The organism is Flavobacterium limi, from assembly GCF_010645075.1.
Lineage (GTDB): Bacteria > Bacteroidota > Bacteroidia > Flavobacteriales > Flavobacteriaceae > Flavobacterium > Flavobacterium limi.
The window spans coordinates 85,956-106,759 of the sequence record NZ_JAADZV010000007.1 but is presented as its reverse complement, the minus strand read 5'-3'; the positions used below and the strand labels follow the sequence as shown (position 1 = coordinate 106,759).

17 protein-coding genes are annotated in these 20,804 nt (G+C 34.2%); 4 read left to right on the top strand and 13 right to left on the bottom strand.

Translation table 11 applies throughout. From position 1 onward, the window contains the following. Positions 1–23: 23 nt before the first annotated feature. From GXM16_RS15150 to pyrH, 3 genes are all read right to left on the bottom strand, one after another. Entirely contained in the window at positions 24–2,519 is a 2,496-nt protein-coding gene (locus tag GXM16_RS15150) for a DUF5686 family protein (RefSeq protein WP_163395332.1), read from the bottom strand. Between the two features lie 114 nt (positions 2,520–2,633). Next, positions 2,634–3,197 (bottom strand): ribosome recycling factor, encoded by a 564-nt coding sequence (gene frr / locus GXM16_RS15145; protein ID WP_163395331.1) that lies wholly within the window; start codon positions 3,195–3,197, stop codon positions 2,634–2,636. Between the two features lie 135 nt (positions 3,198–3,332). Continuing rightward, positions 3,333–4,040 (bottom strand): UMP kinase, encoded by a 708-nt coding sequence (gene pyrH, locus GXM16_RS15140; protein ID WP_163395516.1) that lies wholly within the window; start codon positions 4,038–4,040, stop codon positions 3,333–3,335. Between the two features lie 183 nt (positions 4,041–4,223). Here pyrH and GXM16_RS15135 point away from each other — a divergent pair, with 183 nt between their 5' ends. After that, entirely contained in the window at positions 4,224–4,841 is a 618-nt protein-coding gene (locus tag GXM16_RS15135) for a thioredoxin family protein (protein WP_163395330.1), read from the top strand. A 374-nt stretch (positions 4,842–5,215) separates the two neighbouring features. On the opposite strand, the gene truB is transcribed toward GXM16_RS15135, so the two are convergent. The 9 genes from truB to GXM16_RS15095 form a co-directional block, all read right to left on the bottom strand. Further along, positions 5,216–5,914, bottom strand: coding sequence for a tRNA pseudouridine(55) synthase TruB (gene truB / locus GXM16_RS15130; RefSeq protein WP_163395329.1), 699 nt, complete (start codon positions 5,912–5,914; stop codon positions 5,216–5,218). Between the two features lie 2 nt (positions 5,915–5,916). Continuing rightward, on the bottom strand, positions 5,917–6,726 hold the full coding sequence (locus GXM16_RS15125) for an undecaprenyl-diphosphate phosphatase (protein ID WP_163395328.1): 810 nt from the start codon (positions 6,724–6,726) through the stop codon (positions 5,917–5,919). Between the two features lie 83 nt (positions 6,727–6,809). Next, entirely contained in the window at positions 6,810–7,061 is a 252-nt protein-coding gene (locus GXM16_RS15120; protein WP_163395327.1) for a DUF3098 domain-containing protein, read from the bottom strand. 56 nt (positions 7,062–7,117) lie between these two features. Next, the gene (locus GXM16_RS15115; protein WP_163395326.1) at positions 7,118–7,993 is read right to left on the bottom strand and encodes a cell division protein FtsX; all 876 of its coding nucleotides are present in this window, start codon (positions 7,991–7,993) and stop codon (positions 7,118–7,120) included. A gap of 236 nt (positions 7,994–8,229) precedes the next feature. Further along, positions 8,230–8,817, bottom strand: a complete 588-nt coding sequence (locus GXM16_RS15110) for a molybdopterin-dependent oxidoreductase (RefSeq protein WP_167519872.1) — start codon at positions 8,815–8,817, stop codon at positions 8,230–8,232. A 17-nt stretch (positions 8,818–8,834) separates the two neighbouring features. Beyond that, entirely contained in the window at positions 8,835–9,869 is a 1,035-nt protein-coding gene (locus tag GXM16_RS22730; protein WP_229684366.1) for a TonB-dependent receptor plug domain-containing protein, read from the bottom strand. Between the two features lie 29 nt (positions 9,870–9,898). Continuing rightward, positions 9,899–10,831, bottom strand: coding sequence for a TonB-dependent receptor plug domain-containing protein (locus GXM16_RS22725; RefSeq protein WP_208797385.1), 933 nt, complete (start codon positions 10,829–10,831; stop codon positions 9,899–9,901). Positions 10,832–10,915: 84 nt separating this feature from the next. Further along, entirely contained in the window at positions 10,916–13,474 is a 2,559-nt protein-coding gene (locus GXM16_RS15100; protein ID WP_163395325.1) for a TonB-dependent receptor, read from the bottom strand. A gap of 119 nt (positions 13,475–13,593) precedes the next feature. Beyond that, positions 13,594–13,941, bottom strand: a complete 348-nt coding sequence (locus GXM16_RS15095; protein ID WP_163395324.1) for a winged helix-turn-helix domain-containing protein — start codon at positions 13,939–13,941, stop codon at positions 13,594–13,596. A 229-nt stretch (positions 13,942–14,170) separates the two neighbouring features. Between GXM16_RS15095 and GXM16_RS15090 the strand changes: the two genes are divergently transcribed. Continuing rightward, positions 14,171–17,272 carry a leucine--tRNA ligase gene (locus GXM16_RS15090; protein ID WP_163395323.1) on the top strand — a complete coding sequence of 1,034 codons (3,102 nt, stop codon included), beginning with the start codon at positions 14,171–14,173 and terminating at the stop codon, positions 17,270–17,272. Positions 17,273–17,555: 283 nt separating this feature from the next. Here GXM16_RS15090 and GXM16_RS15085 read toward each other — a convergent pair whose 3' ends face one another. Then, entirely contained in the window at positions 17,556–17,957 is a 402-nt protein-coding gene (locus tag GXM16_RS15085; protein ID WP_163395322.1) for a hypothetical protein, read from the bottom strand. Positions 17,958–18,128: 171 nt separating this feature from the next. On the opposite strand from GXM16_RS15085, the gene GXM16_RS15080 reads away from it, so the two are divergent. Further along, the gene (locus tag GXM16_RS15080; protein ID WP_163395321.1) at positions 18,129–20,117 is read left to right on the top strand and encodes a sensor histidine kinase; all 1,989 of its coding nucleotides are present in this window, start codon (positions 18,129–18,131) and stop codon (positions 20,115–20,117) included. Positions 20,118–20,130: 13 nt separating this feature from the next. Further along, complete coding sequence (locus GXM16_RS15075; protein ID WP_163395320.1) at positions 20,131–20,760, top strand: response regulator; 630 nt, start codon at positions 20,131–20,133, stop codon at positions 20,758–20,760. The last annotated feature ends 44 nt before the right edge of the window (positions 20,761–20,804 follow it).

Genomic DNA, 20,804 nt, shown 5'->3' with positions numbered 1-20,804 from the left:
TTTTTAATTGAGATTTAAATTTTTTATAATCCTAAATCCAGTACATAAGAAATCTTAACCGCAATATTATCTTCGAATTCCGGCAATTGATTTGGCCCGTAACGGTAAAATCCTCCTAAACCAAAACCTTTGTAAATTTTGTTTAACTCAAGTCCGGATTCAAAAAAACCTTTGTTCAGTGTTTTATAAGCCGGGCCAGCATGCTGTTCAGGCTTTTCCATATTTCCCCAGGCCATTCTGGTAACTAAAACTAAGGAAGGGCGAACTTTTTTGAGGATTTTTACCCGGTTAAATCCATGTTTTATCTGGAAAAAAAGATATTCGCTGGAGAAAAATTCATTAAAAAACATAGTTTCAAAACTGTTTCTGCCTGAAAAAGTAATACGCTGAATTATGGTTTCCTTGTTAAGGTTATTTGGCATCGTATTGTACAAATGAGTTATTGGCACATCTCCCATGGCGTACCCTCCCTGTAATAAGAGACTGGTTTTTTGTCCGTCTAAATATTTTTTTTCGTACTCTGTTTTAAAATCTATTTTGCTAAATGTAAAATCATTATCCAGAATATTTGGCAAAGACTGAGTGAACTGAAAAGTAAATCTTGGAAAACGTTTTTCGGTTTCGGATCTGCCTGTTGGTGTCTGCATAAAATCACTAAACGGTGCCCAGACAACAGAAGCCATAGCAGTTGTCATGACATAATTGGAATACGATTGCCCATTTAAATTAAAAATATAGTCAAATTTTGGTTCGACATATGTTCTTGCTAATTCAAATACAGCTTCTGTCTTCGGAATAATTTTCGTCTGCAGGCCGGTTTTCCAGCTGATATAATGGTAAAAAGTGCTGATATTGATTGGACGGGGATCGTAAATTTTAAAAACACGTTTATCAACAGCAAAAACAGTACTCGCAATCTCCCTTACATCATCAGTGTACGATCCGTTTAGCCAGGTATTGGTTTTCTTATCCAGTAAAACCCCGGAACCCAGATTGTATTTGAAGTTACCGTCTTTTGTTCCATAAGCACCATAACCTTCTATTCTGAAGTATTTAGAAAAACGATCATTTGTAATTCCGCCAAGTCCTAACCGAAAACCTTCATAGTTATTATAACTGATTACTTTTTTTAAATCCAGATCAACCGGACCAAGCGGGATGTAGCCGTTGATAATTTTTCGGCCAAGTCCTAAACGTTTTTCAATTCTTTTTTTAATTGAAATACTGTCTAATAACTGATATGTTCTTTGGCTTTTAATATCAAGGTTTTCTTTTCGGTATTCATTCCAGAAATCTTCTGATTTTGTGCTTGCATCATCTTTAATTTCAATATAATGGGACGGATCTTTTATAGGTGAAGCAGTATTGTAATGAATGTCGAAATTATTACTTTCTGAAAGCACATAAGTAAAATCCGAAGCCGTTTTTTTTCGGGTGGTAAAAGCATCTTCCGCATCCCCTTCAAACTGAATAGTTTCACCCAAAATTTTAATGTCATCATCGTTCTTTCCTTTTACGATTTTGAAAGTGGTATTGTCCGCAAACCATATTTTTTCTTCAGGAACATATTCAAATTCATGAATTCCGCTAATATCGAGTACCCCTTTTATTCGCATGACAGCTTTTGCAATGGCAAAATTTTCCTGATCAATATACAGAACGCCCTCTAAGCCGGCTGCCTTTCTTCTTTCTTTATTTTTAAAATAAATCATAAAGGTGTTTCGGCCTTTAATGGCGACAGTATCCAGTAATTTATAATTGTAATCTTTTAGCGCATCGTCAGAAACAGGGTTGTTGTATTTGGTTTCAAAAAGTTCGTACTTCGGATCATAAATAGAAATGGACTGTAAATTGAAGGCAATGATTTCGTAAACAGGCTGTTTAAAACCGGCCATCTTTGTGCCCAGAATAGTTTCTTTGAGTTTTTTGTTTCCGAATTGATATTGCGATACTTTTTCAGTTTGGAACAAATGCTGTTTCGTTATGACTTCCTTAAACTTATAATCGGAAGAGTCAATGTTTATTCTTTTTTTCTTTAAATCTTTGTAAGCTGCAGAAGAGTCAACTCTGCCCATAATGGAATCAGGATTAGCTGTTACGATCAGTTTATTGTATGTTTTATACTCAAAACTGTTTAATTTTTTTTGTGGATTATTATTGTTTTTATTGGTAATAACTTTTCTTAAGATTGCTAATGCAGGATTTTCATTTGAAACAATCACTTCTTTAAGATCATCAGTTTTTTGTTTTAGCGAAACCTGATAAAACTTTTTATGGTCTGAAACCGTAATGATTTTAGTTTGAAAGCCAACATAAGAAACCGTAAAAGAATTGATTTTTACTTTTGAGGAAAGTATAAATTTTCCATCAACATCTGTAATTGTATTGGCATTGTCTGAAGTTGTAATGGTTGCAAACGGAAGAGGTTTATTTTTTGAGTCGTTTACAATTCCGTTTATTTGAAATTGCGCTTGTAAAGTAAGCGTAAAAAACAAAGAGAAAAAACAGAATAGCTTCATACAGAGTATTGTGGTTTCGGAAAGAATGTGTTTTTTGGTATGCAAAAATAATAATAAAAAAATCCGTCTGGTATAATTTTAACCAAACGGATTCTTAATTTTATGTCAAATAAGTTACACTTTCATGATTTCAGCCTCTTTAGCAGCTAATAATTCATCTATTTTTTTGGTGTAAGTATTTGTTAGGTTCTGAACTTCTTCTTCGGCAGATTTACAAATATCTTCAGAAGTTCCTTCTTTTTCTAATTTTTTGATATCAGTATTAGCATCTTTACGTGAGTTACGTATTCCTACTTTTGCATCTTCAGCTTCAGATTTTGCCTGTTTTGCCAAATCTCTACGACGCTCTTCTGTCAAAGGCGGAACACTAATGATAATAACATCGCCATTGTTCATTGGATTGAAACCAATGTTGGCAACCAAAATTGCTTTTTCAATTGCTGATAACATGTTTTTTTCAAAAGGCTGCAATGTAATAGTTCTTGCATCCGGAACACTAATTTTAGATACCTGAGAAAGGGGTGTTGCAGCGCCATAATATTCAACAAAAACACCTCCAAGCATTGCCGGAGAAGCTTTACCTGCACGAATATTTAGAAATTCTTTTTCTAAATGCGCTATCGTACCATTCATTGATTCTTCAGTACTTTCTAAGATAAAATCTATTTCTTCAGTCATTTTTTTAGATTTTTAGATTTTTAATCTAAGTATTTTTAAATTTAAAAATGTCTTAGTTTAATTTACTAACTAATATAATTATTTTTTAAGATTGTTATTCAGAATGATAGAGTAAAATCTAACAATCTAATTTGTCTAAATATTTACCACAGTTCCGATGTTCTCTCCTTTACAGATTTTTAATAAGTTTCCAATTTTGTTCATATCAAAAACAACAATTGGCAATTTATTTTCCTGGCTTAATGTAAAAGCTGTGGTATCCATAACGTTTAATCCTTTCTTGATAACATCGTCAAAAGAAATAAAGTCAAATTTGACTGCTGAAGCATTTTTTTCAGGATCACAATCATAAACTCCATCTACGCGGGTCCCTTTTAAAATAACATCAGCATTAATTTCGATTCCTCTTAAAACTGCTGCTGTATCTGTAGTGAAATAAGGGTTTCCGGTTCCGGCACCAAAAATTACAATTCTTCCTTTTTCAAGGTGACGGTCTGCTCTTCTTTTAATGTAAGGTTCCGCGATAGACTCCATTTTCAAAGCAGTCTGCAAACGGGTTTTCATCCCTTTGTCTTCAAGCGCACCCTGCAAAGCCATTCCGTTAATAACAGTAGCAAGCATTCCCATGTAATCGCCCTGTACTCTGTCCATACCTGAACTTGCTCCGGCAACTCCTCTAAAAATATTTCCTCCTCCAATAACAATAGCAATTTCTACTCCTTTGTCGTGAATCTGCTTAATTTCATCGGCATATTCAGCTAATCTTTTAGGGTCAATTCCGTATTGTAAGTCTCCCATTAAGGCTTCGCCGCTTAATTTTAGAAGAATTCTTTTGTATTTCATGTGTGTTGCTTTTGTTTGTGCAAATATAGACATATTCTGTTTTTTTGAAATAGAGTTTTAAAAAATTAATTGTTCTTTTCGAATTAAATTTCTGCTGCATTTCTGAATTTTTTTAAATGTGATAAAAGTCATTCAGCAATGTTTTTAAAAAGTGTATTTTTATGGAATCAAAACGAAAGAAATATGAAAAGTATTGTAGCCAAAGCATTATTCAATAGTCATTCTTATAGTGAATATCGAAAATTAGTTACTGATTTATTGTCAGAAGGAAAATCAACCGGTGATGAACAATCTGAAAGTTTGACACATTATACCAGTTTGAATGAGGCCAGAATGAATCGTTTAGAGAAAACTATCAAAATTTCTGAAGATGTAATTTCGAAATTGCAAAATCTGGACAATCATTATATATGGCTGGTAATCTCTGAAGGATGGTGTGGTGATGCTGCCCAAATACTTCCAATATTAAACAAGATGGCTTTGGTATCAGATAAGAAAATTGATCTCAGGATTGTTTTAAGAGATGAAAATGAAGAGCTAATGAATCAATATTTAACTAATGGAGGAAGGGCAATCCCAAAAGTTATTGTGATTTGTAAAGAAGCTGGAATTGTGCGTACTGACTGGGGTCCAAGGCCAAAAGGAGCAATAGAATTGATGGCGAATTATAAAAGGGATTTTGGCGTTGTGGATGAAAAGATCAAAACCGATTTGCAATTATGGTATTTAGCAGACAAGGGAATTTCGGTTCAGGAAGAATTAGTCGAAATTATGGAAAATATAAAATATAACAGATTGTAATTTTCTGCTGAAAAATCGTTTAAAGGTGTTGCTTTAGAGGTAAATTGCTGAAAACAAGATTTTTAGTAATAAAAAATACGTTAAAAATGTTTTTTATAAGATTAAATGTTGTAACTTAGTAATATAATCCCATTTCTACTATTTATTTTCTGATTTACTTTTTTAATTGGTGTTTTATTTAATATTTAATAATTTAAAAATACACTATTATGAAAACGTTATTCGAAAAATTCTACGATTTTTTTTCAAGACTTTTATTTGGAGGAAAAAACATCCCTCATTATTAAATCCCAAAGTATGGAATAATTTTATTTTTAATCGGGAAGCTGGAACAAGCACATTACTGTCGTCACATTTGTAATGTGCTTTTATTTTTATTCTATTTTAAAGTTTTCCTCAAACAGCGTGATATCAATTGCGTCTTTTACATTGTAATCGCCAATCTTAGTGCGGCGTAAAACAGTTAAATGTGAACCGGATTTCATTGCTTTTCCAAAGTCATAGGCCAGCGAGCGAATATAGGTTCCTTTGCTGCAAACGACTCTGAAATCAACTTCCGGTAATGCAATTCTGGTAATTTCAAATTCGTGAATTGTCGTTTTTCTGCTTTCAATTTCAATGGTTTCTCCTGCACGGGCATGCTCGTACAAACGAACACCATCTTTTTTGATGGCTGAAAAAATAGGTGGCTTCTGGTCGATTTCTCCTAAAAATTGTTTTACAGTTTCATAGATTAAATCTTCGTTAATATGATCTGTTGGGAAAGTCTGATCGATTTCTGTTTCCAGATCATATGATGGAGTAGTCGCTCCAATATAAAAAGTTCCCGTATATTCTTTTGCCTGACCCTGAAGCTCAGAAATTCGTTTGGTAAATTTTCCGGTACAGATTAATAATAATCCTGATGCCAGAGGATCTAAAGTTCCGGCGTGGCCAATTTTAAACTTTTTTGGTAAACCGACTTTATTAATTAAAAGGTATTTTAATTTATTGACTGCCTGAAACGAACTCCATTTTAAAGGTTTGTCTATCAGTAAAACTTGTCCGTCTAAATATTCCTGAGGAGTTTTCAAATCTATTTATTTAATGAAAAATAAGCCAGTAAAAGTATTCCTGCAATAATTCTGTAATAACCCCATGGTTTAAAGCCGTATTTTTTTATGATTCCGATGAACGATTTTATCGCAATAATGGCTACTACAAATGCAATTACATTTCCAATCAAAAACAATTTCAGATTGTCTGGTGATTGTGTCAATAATTCGTAACCTTTCAGTTGGGAAACTTCATAAGTTTTTAATAACAAAGAGTATGTTGTAACGGCCAGCATTGTTGGAACGGCTAAGAAAAACGAAAATTCTGCAGCAGTCTGTCTGTCCAATCCTTGCTGCATTCCGCCAATTATAGAAGCGGCAGAACGGCTTGTTCCGGGCATCATTGCCAAACATTGCCAGAAACCAATGGTTACGGCTTTTTTTATGGTAATATCTTCTTCCTTGATTACGGTTGGATTTTTGAATTGATTGTCTATAAAAAGCAAAACGATTCCACCCAGTATTAAAACAACAGCAATCGGAATAGGATTCCCTAAAATAGCATCGATCTTATCATCAAACAATTTTCCTAAAATCAAAGCCGGAATAACAGCACAGGCTAATTTGATATAGAAGTTGATTTTACTAAAATCAAAGAATTTCTTCCAATATAAAACTACAACGGCCAAAATAGCGCCAAACTGGATGGAAACCTGGAATAATTTTACAAAATCATCTTCCTGTATTCCAAAAAATGAACTTGTAAAAATCATGTGTGCTGTAGAAGAAACAGGCAGGTATTCTGTTAATCCTTCGACTATTGCAATAAGAATTGCTTGTAATGTATTCATTAAAATTAGATTTTTAGATCATTAGATTTGACTTCTTAGAAAAGATTTGTCTAAAATCTAAGATGTCTGAAGTCTAAGAAAGTCTATTTGGATTTTTTGAAAATAGAATAAATCGTGATTCCAAAACCAATTAAAACAGTTGTTGGAGCTAAACGAATACGTCTAAAGCTAAAAACATCCTCATTAAAAACATTTGGATTGTCACTTCCTCCGCCAGACATTAAAATAAAGCCTAATATGATAACGCCAATTCCAATTAATAGGATTTTGTAATTGATACTGTCAAAAAGGAATTCCTGTTTTTGTTGTTCTATTTCTTTATTATTGTTTTTCATCGTTATAATTTGTCACCCTGAGCGGAGTCGATGGGCTTTTGTTTAATGATCTAAAATTAATAAAGATCGTCGGTTCTTAAATTAAGGAAACGCTGTGTGGCAAAGTGTGTACTTACCCAGGTAATTAAAACTCCTAAACCGAATACGGCCAGCAATACTAAGCCAATTAAAGCTTTGTCTTCTAAAATTCCTAATCCCGGAAAATTGCTTTCCACATAAAGTAAAAGTGCGATTAAGGCAAAAATTGCCAATGCAGCACCTAACATTCCGAGTTTTACACTGCGCATTACAAAAGGCTTACGAATGAATGCTTTTGTAGCGCCAACCATTTGCATGGTTTTAATAATAAATCTGTTGGAATGAATAGATAATCGTAAAGAGCTATTGATTAAAAGAACTGCAATTACGGCAAGGAAACCGCTGATAATTAAAATCCACATACTCACTTTCTTGATGTTATCATTTACTAAGTTTACCAATTGTTTGTCGTAAACAATGTCTTCAATCATGGTGTTTTTGCGGAGATTGCTTTCAATTTTTACAATACTGTCTCTTTCAACATAATCTGCTTTTAAATGAATATCGTAAGAATTCAGTAATGGGTTTTCTCCTAAGAAGGTCAGGAAGTCTTCTCCAATGATATCGGTGTGTTCTTTTGCTGCTTTTTCTTTGGTAACGTAAACATACGATTTTGCAAAACGGGCTTTTTTTAATTCGGTATCAAATGCTTTGGTAACGCTGTCTGTAGCTTCGTTTTTAAAGAAAACCGTCATGGCGATTTTTTCTTTAAAATCATTGGCCAGTTTTTTTGAATTGATAATGAATAATCCCAGAACTCCTAAAAGGAATAATACCAGAAATACACTCAATACAACCGAAAAATAAGAGGAAATTAACCTGCGCTTTTGAAATTTATCAAAGTTAGAACTCATAGTATGCTTAAATTATGTGGTAAAAATAATAAACAATTTCTTTATTTAAAGTTATTAACGAACTTTTATACTATAAATGTACAATTAGATATTGAAAATACGAAGCCTAAAAAATGATTTAACCGCAAAGCACGCAAATTTTATACATGGTTTAGTAAAAAATCCAAAGTTCTCAAAGCTTTATTTGGATAAAGCTTTGAGAACTTTGGATAGTACTTTGCGTTTAAAATTTAAAGTTATTTGACCTTATAAACCTCTAAGCTTTTCAGCCAATACACATGTCTCGGGCCAGTTTTGATATCATTTTTACAAATCGCAATCATTTCACCATTTTTAACCGGTTTTCCATTTTCTTCAAATAGAATGAATGTGTTTTCTCCGGTTGGGTTATTAAAGATTTCTGCCCATGAAAAGGTTGCTTTATAATCATCAGATGCTCTGGCAACAATATAGAAGTTTCTGTCTTTATGACCGTTTTGCCTGATTTTAGCTTTTTCTAAAATGTCTTTTAATAAAACGCCTTTACAAATTTTATCGTCTTTTTTAACCTCGCCACTTTGGCAAACGACTTTGAAATCATCGATTGTAACTACCTTCATCTTTTTTAAGGAATCAACAGTCAATTGCAGCGGAAATTCAACATCGCCTTTTACTTCAATTTGATGATTCACCATTTTTAAACTATCTGCAGGGGAAAGAACAGGATGTTTGTCATTGTCTTGTTTTGAAACTTCTGTTGAAACAATATCCTCTTTTTTAGAAGAATTACACATTGTACATGAAAATGCAATCAGAAGAATTAGAATATAATTTTTAGTTTTCATATAAATTGATTTTAGTTTTAATTAAAAAAACGAAGCGTCACAAAAAAGTTACGTCCTTCTTCAGGATAACCTTCAACCAAACTGTAATTTCTGTCGAAAATATTTTTAATTCCGGCATCAATACTTAAATATTCTAAAACTTTGCATGAAGCAAAAGCATTCAAAAGTGTGTAATCAGGAACACCTGCACCATAACTTGTGCTGTAACGGGAAGAATTAAATTCAGTATTGGCGATTAATTTCAATATTTTAAGCGGGCTGTATTCGACAGTTCCAATCACTTTTGTATTAGGAACATCAGTAAAATGAATATCCGGATTTGTTATGTTTTCTCTTTCGATATACGTGTAATTTGCACTAATGTTTAATTTCTCTGTTGGAATATACGTCAACTGCGCTTCAATACCTTTGTATTGGGCTTCGCCAAAATTCTGCATTTGAGATTTTCCTGGTTCTACATTGCTTACGCTTAAAATAGCATCTGTTAGAGAACTATAAAAAAGAGCGGTCTGAAAATGTAATTTGCTGAAAAATTCCACATTGTAATTCAATTCATAATTCAAAGCCGTTTCAGGTTTTAAATCCGGATTTGGGATTGCTGTCCCCATTCGATACGAATAACGGTCTTTGATAGTGGCAAATCTCATTTTTTGTGAAACCGTTGCGCCTAATTTTTGTGTTTCATTCAACTGATAAAACAACCCAATCTGCGCATTGATCGCATCACTTTTTCCGGCATCCGGATAATCTGTAATTACTTTTGTAGTACTGTTGTAATCTTCTGCTTTTTTGTCTTCTCTGGAGTTATAGCTCAATCCCGGAATTACGGTAAACTTTTCGGTTACGTTATAAATATCTTCAATTCCAATTGTAATAGTCTGATCATCAAATTTACGAAGCGGTTCTCCCAGATTGTTTTCGCGATGCACATCTTCTTTAAATTGTACTGCAATCTTAAGGTTGTTTTTAGGAATAAAATGAGTTTCATATTCCAGATTTCCTCCATACGTGTAATCATCATAATAACTTTTAAAGGCGTATGGTTTCGTTATGGCCGTGTAAGTAGCATCATCATAACTGATCAGTAAGTTTTTAAATTTGTCATAATATATCTGGTTTTGAAGCTGTTTTTATCATTCAGATTAGTGTTTGAAATAAAATAAATACTTTCCTTATCCCAATTTGGCCATTGCCAGAAACGTGGTTTTGCCAGTAATGAGTTTTTAGCGTCACTTCCTGCATATACCGGATTTCCTTTTTCGCCTTTTTGGTTGATGTATCCTAAAGCATATTCACTTTTTTTGGTGGGTGTCCAGCCAATCTTAAAACTGATTTTTTGATCTGTTCGATAGGAATTGTCTCTTTCTTTTCCGTCTTCATTTTTCATCGAAACAAAATCTTTAGACATCTGATACGACTTTCTGTCTAAATACGAAAAGCTTCCCTGAACATAAAATTTCCCGAAATCAGAACCGATATTCAGATTGCTTTTTTGTCCGTCGGTATCAATTAATCCTAAAGAACCATCAAATTCAAATTTCTTTACAGGTTTTCTGGAAACCAGATTAATTGCTCCACCTAATGAATTGGGACCGTAAATTATAGATGAAAACCCTTTTGAAACATCAATTTTAGCCAAATCAAAAGTGGTAAAGCGAGCCAGATCTACATAACCGTCATACGGAACGTAAACCGGGATTCCGTCCATATAAACCGGAACCTGCCTTAAATCAAAACCACGTACCGAAACCATCGATTCGTTTCTTGGTCCTGATGCCGTCAAAGTAACACCCGGCAATAAATTAAGGGCTCTGGAAACATCCATTTTATTTTGGGATTCCATTGTTTTTGAAGTAACGGTATTGAGTGTGTCATGGCTTTTGTTGCTGGTCACAATAACTTCTCCAAGTATAAAAGTTTTAGACGTTTTTACTGAATCAATCTGTTTTGAATTGTTTTGCTGACTGAAGCACAGTAACGGAAATAATAAAATGGGAATAATTTTTAATTTCATAATTTGATCATAATTTCAGTATGTTTTGAAATGAATACTGATGGTTGAAGAATTGAGTTTGGTTGGTTATTTAATGAATGAGTTTTAGATTTTCTTAATTTCCCAGGTTAATGACAAATAATAAAGTCCGCCAATTGAAGGTCCGCCAAGAATAGAACTATAGGCTTTGTTTAAAATATTGGTTCCTCCCAATTTAGTGGTAATGCCTGATTTTTTGAAATTGTAATTTACCTGTGCATCCATAGTCCAGTATGCAGGAACATTTCCGCTTACTAAAAAAGAAATATAATCATAGTTGTTTTGGTATCGTGCACTGGCACTGGCACCCAGTTTTTTCCAGATGTTTTCTGCGATCAAAGTTCCGTTTACATTGAATTCCGGTGTATTGAAACCGTCTTCGAGACCATCTTTGTCATCTGTACGGTCAAGTTTGGTGTAGGTTACATTTCCTAAAGCAGTAAACATTTGGTTAAGTCGGTATTTTAGGCCTAAGCTTCCTCCGTAATTGTAAATCTTACTTTTCGAATTCGTCCACAAACGGTAACGGTTTTGCGTTGTTCTGGAATATAAGGACGTCGGAATTAACGCCGGATCTGTTGTATTCGGAATACTCGCTTCAACCTGAGCAATGAAATTTTTATAAGAGTTGTAATAGAAATCGGCATCTATAAAAAGGTTTTGGTTTAAAGCCATTCCTCTGAAACCAACTTCAAATGATTTTACAAATTCAGGTTCCAGATACGTGTACGGATTTTTCTGAATCGTGTTTTTATTTTTTTCGATAGCCTGTGCCTGAGTTAAACCGAGCGTATTTACATCGCTGTTAACCTGAGCCTGAAATTTATCGATAGAAGCTTTTGTGTATGAATTTTCAAAAATTCCATCAGACATAATTCTCAAACCACCAACACGTTTTACACCACCGGAATTTACATTTGAAAAACCTTCGAAAATACTTGGAAAACGATATCCGTTTTGGTACGAAGCCCTGAAACTTAAACTTTCTTTTGGGGAATAAACCGCTGTAAACTGCGGAGTGAATTTCGTATCAAAATAATCGGATTTATCCATTCTTAAAGTTGCTCCCAAACGTAATTTTTGGTTAAATAAATCTTTTGTCACTTGTGTAAAGGCACCCGTTTTTTGATACGTCAAGTTTTCAGAATCGTTTTCCGGATTAATAAAATAATTTCCGTCAGGTACAATAATATAATTTCTGTAATCGAAACCGCTTAATAATTTGGTGCCGATTTTTTCAAAGGAAGACGAAAAAGCTTTGTCCCAATTGATTAATCCTTCGGCATGAACCAAAGTAGATTTTACACGCAAAGCAGCGCCAATATCCCAGTTATTAATATTGACTAATTCTTTTTTCTTTGTTTCATAAGCTTCGGTTCCCGGCTCAAATCTTCCGGTATCAGAAGTTGTTCGGGCTATTTTATGGGCATCGGGAACACTTGATCCGTTTGTTATCGCATTCTTGTAAGCTGAGGTATAATCGGCAAACCAATTATTGTCTGACTTGAAAGCGCGGTCCATGTTTTCAGCAAGCGAACGCATATTATACGAATCTCCGGTATTTTCTGTAGTGGCATATCCTTTTACCTGAAAAACGGGCGTGTGGTAGTCAACAGCAAACTGATTTAAGGTATAATTGTCTAATCTAAATCGGTTGGAGCGCTGATAAATGGTATTGATTAAAGCGGTTTTATAAGTTACCGATAATTCGTGTCCTGTTTTTGGGCGAAAATAGAAACCAACATCGGCTTTGTAATTTTTAATTTCATAATCAGAAATATCAGTTTCGCGATAACCGGTTCTTGCAACCACATAATTTTTGCCGTTTAAGTTTAATGTTTTTCGATTGGCGGATTCGTTTCCGTAACCGTTCACTTCGTCGTAAGCGGGATTGTTCGTTCCGAATAAGTTGGTTGAAGCATTTGCATTGGGAGCCAAATCGGTTCTGTCGTCCGCAACCCAGTCTGTTCCGCCGGTGGTAGAAACATTTAGTTTTACAGCTATTTTATCGCTGAATGTCTGAGCATATCTTAAGTTAAACTGTGAATATGCTTTTGGCGAAAACCGATCGATATTACCAACATGATTTATACCCGTTAATTGCTGAATACTGATTCCCTGATACTCAAATGGATTTTTTGTCTGAATATTGGCCAGACCATTAATAGCATTCATTCCGTACAAAGCAGCTGCAGTTCCCGGAATAATTTCGATTTTATCAATATCCAAATCATTTGCACCAAGAGCATTGGCAATTGGAGTTCCCAGATGTGGTGCCTGATTATCGATTCCGTCTACTAATTGCGCAAACCTGACATTGGTAGTATTCGCAAACCCTCTGGTGTTAATGACTTTAAAGCTTAAACTTGGCGTAATAATCTGCACGTCTTTTACGTTTTCCAAAGCTTCATAAATACTTAGCGCTCCCATTATTTTAGCTTCCGCCGATTTTAATTGCTCAATACTAATTGGGGAACGCATTAAGTTTTCAGACCGGCGGGAAGCTGTAATGACAATTTCGTTCAGCACTTCTTTTTTGATGCTGTCCTGATTTTTCGGATTTTCTGTTTGAGAAAAACCTGTGAGGCTTATAAAAAGAAAGATTATGCAATAGTGTATCTTCATAATTGGGGATTAATTTCAGTATGTTTTAAAATGAACACTGAAGGTTGTTGAAATTGGTTTTTGGTTATTTGATTTTTTTAATTCAATATGCTTAAAAAGGAATAGTGCCGTTTAAGTTTTTAAAATTTAAGGTTTTGAGTTTCTTTTTGAACGAAATCCTTAATACGTTTTTCGACTTCATAAAAAACAACAATAGCTTTTTCTCCGGCTTCGGTAAGTTTTGCACCGCCGCCGCCTTTCCCGCCAAGCAATTTTACTACCAGCGGACTTTCAGCACGCTGATTCATTTCTTCGACCAATTGCCAGGCCTGACGATATGCCATTTTCATTTCTTTTGCAGCATTGGTGATTGAACCCGTTTTTCGTATATTTTCAAGTAACCAGACTTTTCCAATTCCTAAAAATGGTCCTTCAGTTTCTTCAATCCAAAGGCGGACTTCAACATTGTACTTTTTGTTTTCTCCCATCGATGTTATTTTTTAAAAGAAACTTTTGCGTTTAATCGATTTGTGTAATAAGTATTTTAGATCGCAATAATAAGTATTTTTACTTAATTAAAATACGTATTTTGTTATTTTATTTGTTTGTCAGCTAAATAGCTTTGGTACAATGCGCAATAAATGTAAATTTGCAGACTTAATAATAACTGTGAGAAAGCCTTTGATCCTTTGTCACTTTGCAACTTTGAACCTTACAATGAAGTATAATCCAAACGAAATTGACGCCAAATGGCAAAAATATTGGGCAGAAAATCAAACTTTTGCAGCAAAAAATAACTCTGAAAAACCGAAGCATTATGTTCTTGACATGTTTCCTTATCCATCAGGAGCAGGATTACACGTTGGGCATCCGCTTGGGTATATTGCATCAGATGTTTATTCTCGTTTCAAAAGACATCAGGGATTCAATGTTTTGCACCCGATGGGTTACGACAGTTTCGGATTGCCGGCAGAACAATATGCGATTCAGACTGGACAGCGTCCTGAAGATACTACACGTGTCAATATTGATGGTGGAGTAGATAAAGAAGGAAAGCAAATTGCCGGATACAGAAAACAATTAGATAAAATCGGATTCTCATTTGACTGGGCGCGTGAAGTGCGTACCTCAAATCCGGATTATTACAAACATACACAATGGATTTTTATTCAGTTGTTCAATTCATGGTACAATAAAAATTCAGATCAGGCCGAAGATATTGAAACATTGGTTTCTATTTTTGAAAAAGAAGGAAATGCAACTGTAAATGCTGTTTCAGATGATGCAGTAGAAGCATTTACGTCTATTGAATGGAATGCTTTCGCGAAAGAACAACAGGAGAAGATTTTGCTACAATACAGATTAACCTATTTAGCAGAAACCGAAGTAAACTGGTGTCCGGGCTTAGGAACTGTGTTAGCAAATGACGAAATCGTAAACGGAGTTTCGGAGCGGGGAGGCTTTCCTGTTATAAGAAAAAAAATGACACAATGGAGTATGCGAATTTCTGCTTATGCCGAACGCTTACTTCAGGGGCTAAATGATATTGACTGGAGCGAATCAATTAAAGAGTCGCAAAGAAACTGGATTGGGAAATCTGTGGGGGCGATGGTTAAGTTTAAAGTCCTTAGTCCAGAGTCCTTAGTTCAAAGTGAACCTTCACTCTTAGACTCAGGACTAAGTACTCAGGACTTTTTCATCGAAGTTTTCACTACAAGACCTGATACCATCTTCGGAGTAACTTTTATGACTTTAGCACCGGAACACGATTTGGTTGCTAAAATTACAACTCCGGAACAAAAAGCTGAAGTTGAAGCGTATATCGAAAAAACATCAAAACGTTCTGAGCGTGAGCGTATGGCCGATGTAAAAACGATTTCTGGGGTTTTTACCGGAGCTTATGCAGAACATCCATTTACTAAAGAACCAATTCCGGTTTGGATCGGTGATTATGTTTTGGCAGGTTACGGAACAGGAGCGGTTATGGCGGTTCCTTGCGGAGACGAAAGAGATTACGCTTTTGCTAATTTCTTTAAAGGTCAAAACGGAATGCAGGAAATTAAAAATATCTTCGCAAACGTTGATATTTCTGAAGCGGCGCATGGATCAAAAGACAACGTTGAAATCGCCAATTCTGATTTCCTAAACGGATTAAACTATAAAGGCGCGACTAAAAAAGCGATCGAAAAATTAGAAGAAATTGGCCAGGGAACCGGAAAAACGAATTATAGATTGCGTGATGCCGTATTTTCACGTCAGCGTTATTGGGGAGAGCCTTTCCCGGTTTATTATGTAAACGGACTTCCGAAAATGATTGATGCACAGCATTTGCCAATTATTTTGCCGGAAGTAGAGAAATATTTACCAACCGAAGACGGTTTGCCACCATTAGGAAACGCAGCTGTTTGGGCTTGGGACACGAACCAAAACAAAGTGGTCAATACCGATTTGGTTGACAATGTTTCAATTTTTCCTTTAGAATTAAACACAATGCCGGGTTGGGCGGGAAGTTCCTGGTATTGGATGCGTTATATGGATGCACACAATGAAAATGAATTTGCTTCTAAAGAGGCTTTGGCTTACTGGGAAAGTGTAGATTTATACATTGGAGGAAGCGAGCACGCAACCGGACACTTATTGTATTCTCGTTTTTGGAATAAATTCTTAAAAGACAAAGGTTTTGCTCCAACTGAAGAGCCATTCAAAAAACTGATCAATCAGGGAATGATTTTGGGGACTAGTGCTTATGTGAGTAGAGTTGGCTATTATTATGTTGAAAGTGCTGATTTCTCTTTTTCTTCAGAAGCAATTAAACATTTAGAGGGACTTACTTTTCCAACGATATTTTGTTCGACAAAATTTTTGGAGTCAAAATTAAAAGATTCAATTACGATTAAGCAATTTGCAATTGAAAATAAAATACAGTCAATTCTGGATTTTGTAGAAAAAATTGATGCTAATTTGGTAGATGTTTCTAGATTAGGATTTGGTACTACTAAGCTTCGCACAGATGTAAATTTTGTGAATTCTTCCGATGAATTAGACATAGAAAGATTTAAAAATTGGAGAAGCGATTTTAATAATGCTGAATTTATTTATGATGAAAACGGAAAATATATTGTAAGCCGTGAAGTCGAAAAGATGTCGAAATCATATTACAATGTGGTAACTCCAGATGATATTTGTGCAGAATATGGAGCCGACACCTTACGTTTATACGAAATGTTCTTAGGTCCGTTGGAGCAGGCAAAACCCTGGAATACGGCTGGTATTTCAGGAGTTTTCGGTTTCCTTAAAAAATTATGGAGATTGTATTTTGATGATAACGGTTTAATCGTAAACAACGACGAACCAACAAAAGACAACTTAAAATCATTGCATAAAACCATCAAAAAAGTAGCAGAAGATATCGAGAATTTCTCTTTCAATACTTCGGTTTCCCAGTTTATGATTTGTGTAAATGAATTGTCAACTCAAAACTGTCATTCAAGAGCGATTTTAGAGCCGCTAGCGATTTTGGTTTCGCCATACGCGCCACATATCGCTGAAGAATTATGGTCACAGTTAGGCAATACCACTTCAATTTCTGAAGTTCCGTTCCCGATTTTTGAAGAAAAACATCTGGTAGAATCTGAAAAAGAATACCCGGTTTCTTTCAACGGAAAAATGCGTTTCACGATCAAATTACCTTTGGATTTAACTGCAGCACAAATCGAAGAAATCGTAATGAAAGACGAAAGAACTCAAAAGCAATTAGACGGGAAAACGCCAAATAAAGTGATTATCGTTCCTGGGAAAATCATCAATTTGGTTGGATAACCAAATAAATTCCAAATATGAAAATTCCAAATTCCAATTTTACGATTGGGGTTTGGGATTTTTTTGGCTGTAGTTTTTTGCCACGAATTGCACTAATTTCCACAAATAAATTCGAGTCATTCGTGAAATTTGTGGACTAAAAAAAATGACTTCATGTCTTTTTGAACAAAAACTCTTGTACTTGAGATTAAAAAAAGAGTCATTGATTCAAATCATAAAAAAAGCTTCGAGTAAATTTCGAAGCTTTTGTGTTTTCTAAAACTGATTTCTAAAATTTTATAAATTATCTTGGAAAGACGTAAGTTTTAGGATGTACTACAATAATTCCTTCAGAATCAGCTTTTCCCGTTAATTCAGAAACAACTTTTCCTCCAACATAAACTTTTGCAGTTACAGTCTGATCCTTAATCCCGCCGTAACCACTAGTGTGTACTAAAGCTCCGTCAGAATCTGCATCGGCAGTAAACTCTTTTGTCCATGGCAGTGAAGTGATGTCTTCAATTAGAGGCGCTCCGCTTTTTTCCATATAAGTTACATCAAGTTGTCCTGTGTAGTTTCCTGTTACTTCATATTTAACGTCTCTTGATTTGTTTACAGAGTCGTTATCGTTATCATCGCTGCTGCAGGAAGCAAATGTAAATACAAGAGTAAGCATCAGCATAATTTGTTTCAAATGTGTTTTCATGTTTAATTTCTTTAATTATTTAAAATTCATTCTATATCAAAGTTAAAAGCTTGTTAAGGAGACGGCAATACCTGATAAAATGTATTTTTCACTACCTGATATCAGGTAAAAGAGTGGTATTTCTTTTTGAAAGTCAGTAAGCTTTAATAACTTTGAGTAAATGCCACATTTATGAAGAGAATCTACGCCTTATTGTTTTTTTTACTTTTTTCTGCAATTTCTAATTCACAGGTAATTCTTTCCTTAGATGACGACACAGTTTATATTGATAGTATCGTAAAGATTACAAAAAACGTAAAGTCAGACAGTATTAAAAGTCTGAATAGTTTCAGATTGTCCAAATTGTTTTTAATGGTTCAGGATGTCAAAAAATCTAAAGGATATCTGGAACAGGCAAACCGATTGAAAATGAAATTTCCGTTTTTAAGGGATGCCTCTGTTTATTATAATGCCTATCACTTTATTGAAAAAGGAGATTTAGAAGGTTATGAAAAAGCGTTACTTGAAGCCAATACCAGACTAAAGAAATACCGAAATAAAGAAGCATACAAACTTCGGGCAGTTATTCTTCAAAATTATGGTATTGTACAGCAGCATAAGAATAATGAAAAGCTGTATATGAAACTGCTGGTAAATGAAGCAATACCGATTGCAAGGAAAAGTGGCGATTTTGAACTGATCAGTGGCTTAAACAAAGCGGTTGCTATTATTTTAATGAATAATGAAGAGCGTCAAAAAGCAGCTGAATATCTGGCTCAGGCACAGAAATATATAGAAAATACAACCAGAAAATCGGCAACACTTGCAGAATCTAAAATGGAAACCTATATTATCAATGCCGAAAATTTAATAGAGCTCAAACATTTTTATGATGCAAAAGTGATTTTGGACAGAGCTTTTTCAATTTTAAAAAATTATCCGGAATCAAACTTAAACGACTCCTATTATTATGTGGAAGGAATTTATTATGCTAAACAAAATAAGCTTAAAGAAGCCCTTATCAGTTTTGAAAAAGGGATAACATCTGCTAAAAAACACAATAATCTTGTCGCTTTAAACAGATTGAAATTTGCAGAATATGAAGTGCTCTTTAAACTGAACAATTACGATAAAGCCAAAGATAATCTTGAATATCTGATAGAAAAAACACCTTTTGTTGTAGATAAAAAGAACTATTTTAAAGAGTTGTCCAAGGTTTATAATGCAACCAAGGAGTATTCAAAAGCCTATTTTTATTCAAATAAATATAATATAATCAACGATAGTCTTAACAATGCCAATCTGAAAAATGAAATTATAGAACTAGAAGCAAAATATAAAAAAGCAGAGGCTGAAAAGAAAATTAGTTTATTGCAGTCAGAGAACGAAAAAGCAGTTCTGCAGGTAAATAATAACCGTTTGAATATGATGCTTTTTGCGGTGCTTTCGTTTGTGTTGTTTTTGACGGTTTTGTTTTTGTGGAGCTGGAATAATTATCAGAAAAAATTAAGTACTCAAAAAGAAGTAAATCATATACAAGAGTTGGCTTCACTCGAAAATCAGCAGAAATTATCGATTTCAAATGCCTTGATAGAAGGTGAAGAAATGGAAAGGAAAAGGATTGCAAGGGACTTACACGATGGACTCGGAAGTATGCTTTCCGGTTTGAAAATGCATTTGACTATTGCCGATAGAGAAAATAATGCAATCAATCCTAATGTTAATGCGATGCTTAATGATTCAATTAAAGAACTTCGGAATATTTCTCAAAATTTGATGCCGGAAAGTTTAATGAAATTAGGACTGGAACACGCCTTAAAGGATCTATGTATCTCACATTCCAATGCCGAAACAACAATTGAATTTCAATATCTGGTAAAAAAAAATACTTTGCAGCAGCATTTCAAAATCATGGTTTTCAGGATTATTCAGGAACTTTTAAACAATGCTTTAAAATATGCAAAAGCTTCACAGATTTTGGTTTCCTGTTCTCAAAACAAGAATGTTTTTTTTATTACTGTCGAAGATAACGGAATAGGTTTTAATCTTGAAAATGCAGAAAAGCGGGAAGGAATGGGGCTGAGAAATATTAAAAACCGTGTTGCTTTCTTAAACGGAAAATTAGAAATCGATTCAGTTCTTGATAAAGGAACATCGACTTATATTGAACTAAAAGTATAATCCGAAATAAATTATGAGCTATAAAACAGTAATAGTAGATGATCACCCAATAGTTATTTCAGGAATTGAAGGATTATTGTCTGATTTGGAAGATATTGAAATAGTAAAAAAATTTGAATCCGGAATTGCATTGCTGGATTACATTGAAAATCATACTATTGATTTGATATTAACGGATATTTTTTTGCCGACTATTAATGGTGTCGATTTGTGCAAAACAATCAAACAAAAGAATCCTAAAATTGTTATTATCGGAATGAGCAGCCAGTCAGAAAGAAGTCTGGTAATGCAATTTATTCAAAATGGCGGAAATGGCTATATTCTAAAAAATGCCTCATTTGATGAATTTAAAGAATGTATTTATAAAGCAATTGGTGGAGAAATCGTATTTAGCAAAGAAGTAAAAACGATAATCAGTCAGCCATTGTCTGAAGATTTTGAAAGTATTCCCGGCTTAAGCAGAAGAGAACGAGATATTGCCCTGCTGCTTTCGAAAGGAAAGTCAACTCAGGAAATTGCTGACGATTTATTTCTAAGTTTTTTAACCGTTCAGACCCATCGCCGTAATATTCTCCAAAAATATAAAATGAAGAATGTAGCGGAACTGATCGCTTTCCTGCTAAAGAACAATATGTTGAATTGAGACAAAATAGGAATAAAAATGTCAAAATGACATTTTGTTAAAAT

What these genes read in the sequence shown, in the direction of transcription:
- GXM16_RS15150 (WP_163395332.1), bottom strand. Translation starts at nt 2,519, where the DNA reads ATGAAGCTATTCTGTTTTTTCTCTTTGTTTTTTACGCTTACTTTACAA.
- frr (WP_163395331.1), bottom strand. Translation starts at nt 3,197, where the DNA reads ATGACTGAAGAAATAGATTTTATCTTAGAAAGTACTGAAGAATCAATG.
- pyrH (WP_163395516.1), bottom strand. Translation starts at nt 4,040, where the DNA reads ATGAAATACAAAAGAATTCTTCTAAAATTAAGCGGCGAAGCCTTAATG.
- GXM16_RS15135 (WP_163395330.1), top strand. Translation starts at nt 4,224, where the DNA reads ATGAAAAGTATTGTAGCCAAAGCATTATTCAATAGTCATTCTTATAGT.
- GXM16_RS15125 (WP_163395328.1), bottom strand. Translation starts at nt 6,726, where the DNA reads ATGAATACATTACAAGCAATTCTTATTGCAATAGTCGAAGGATTAACA.
- GXM16_RS15120 (WP_163395327.1), bottom strand. Translation starts at nt 7,061, where the DNA reads ATGAAAAACAATAATAAAGAAATAGAACAACAAAAACAGGAATTCCTT.
- GXM16_RS15115 (WP_163395326.1), bottom strand. Translation starts at nt 7,993, where the DNA reads ATGAGTTCTAACTTTGATAAATTTCAAAAGCGCAGGTTAATTTCCTCT.
- GXM16_RS15110 (WP_167519872.1), bottom strand. Translation starts at nt 8,817, where the DNA reads ATGAAAACTAAAAATTATATTCTAATTCTTCTGATTGCATTTTCATGT.
- GXM16_RS22725 (WP_208797385.1), bottom strand. Translation starts at nt 10,831, where the DNA reads ATGAAATTAAAAATTATTCCCATTTTATTATTTCCGTTACTGTGCTTC.
- GXM16_RS15100 (WP_163395325.1), bottom strand. Translation starts at nt 13,474, where the DNA reads ATGAAGATACACTATTGCATAATCTTTCTTTTTATAAGCCTCACAGGT.
- GXM16_RS15095 (WP_163395324.1), bottom strand. Translation starts at nt 13,941, where the DNA reads ATGGGAGAAAACAAAAAGTACAATGTTGAAGTCCGCCTTTGGATTGAA.
- GXM16_RS15090 (WP_163395323.1), top strand. Translation starts at nt 14,171, where the DNA reads ATGAAGTATAATCCAAACGAAATTGACGCCAAATGGCAAAAATATTGG.
- GXM16_RS15085 (WP_163395322.1), bottom strand. Translation starts at nt 17,957, where the DNA reads ATGAAAACACATTTGAAACAAATTATGCTGATGCTTACTCTTGTATTT.
- GXM16_RS15080 (WP_163395321.1), top strand. Translation starts at nt 18,129, where the DNA reads ATGAAGAGAATCTACGCCTTATTGTTTTTTTTACTTTTTTCTGCAATT.
- GXM16_RS15075 (WP_163395320.1), top strand. Translation starts at nt 20,131, where the DNA reads ATGAGCTATAAAACAGTAATAGTAGATGATCACCCAATAGTTATTTCA.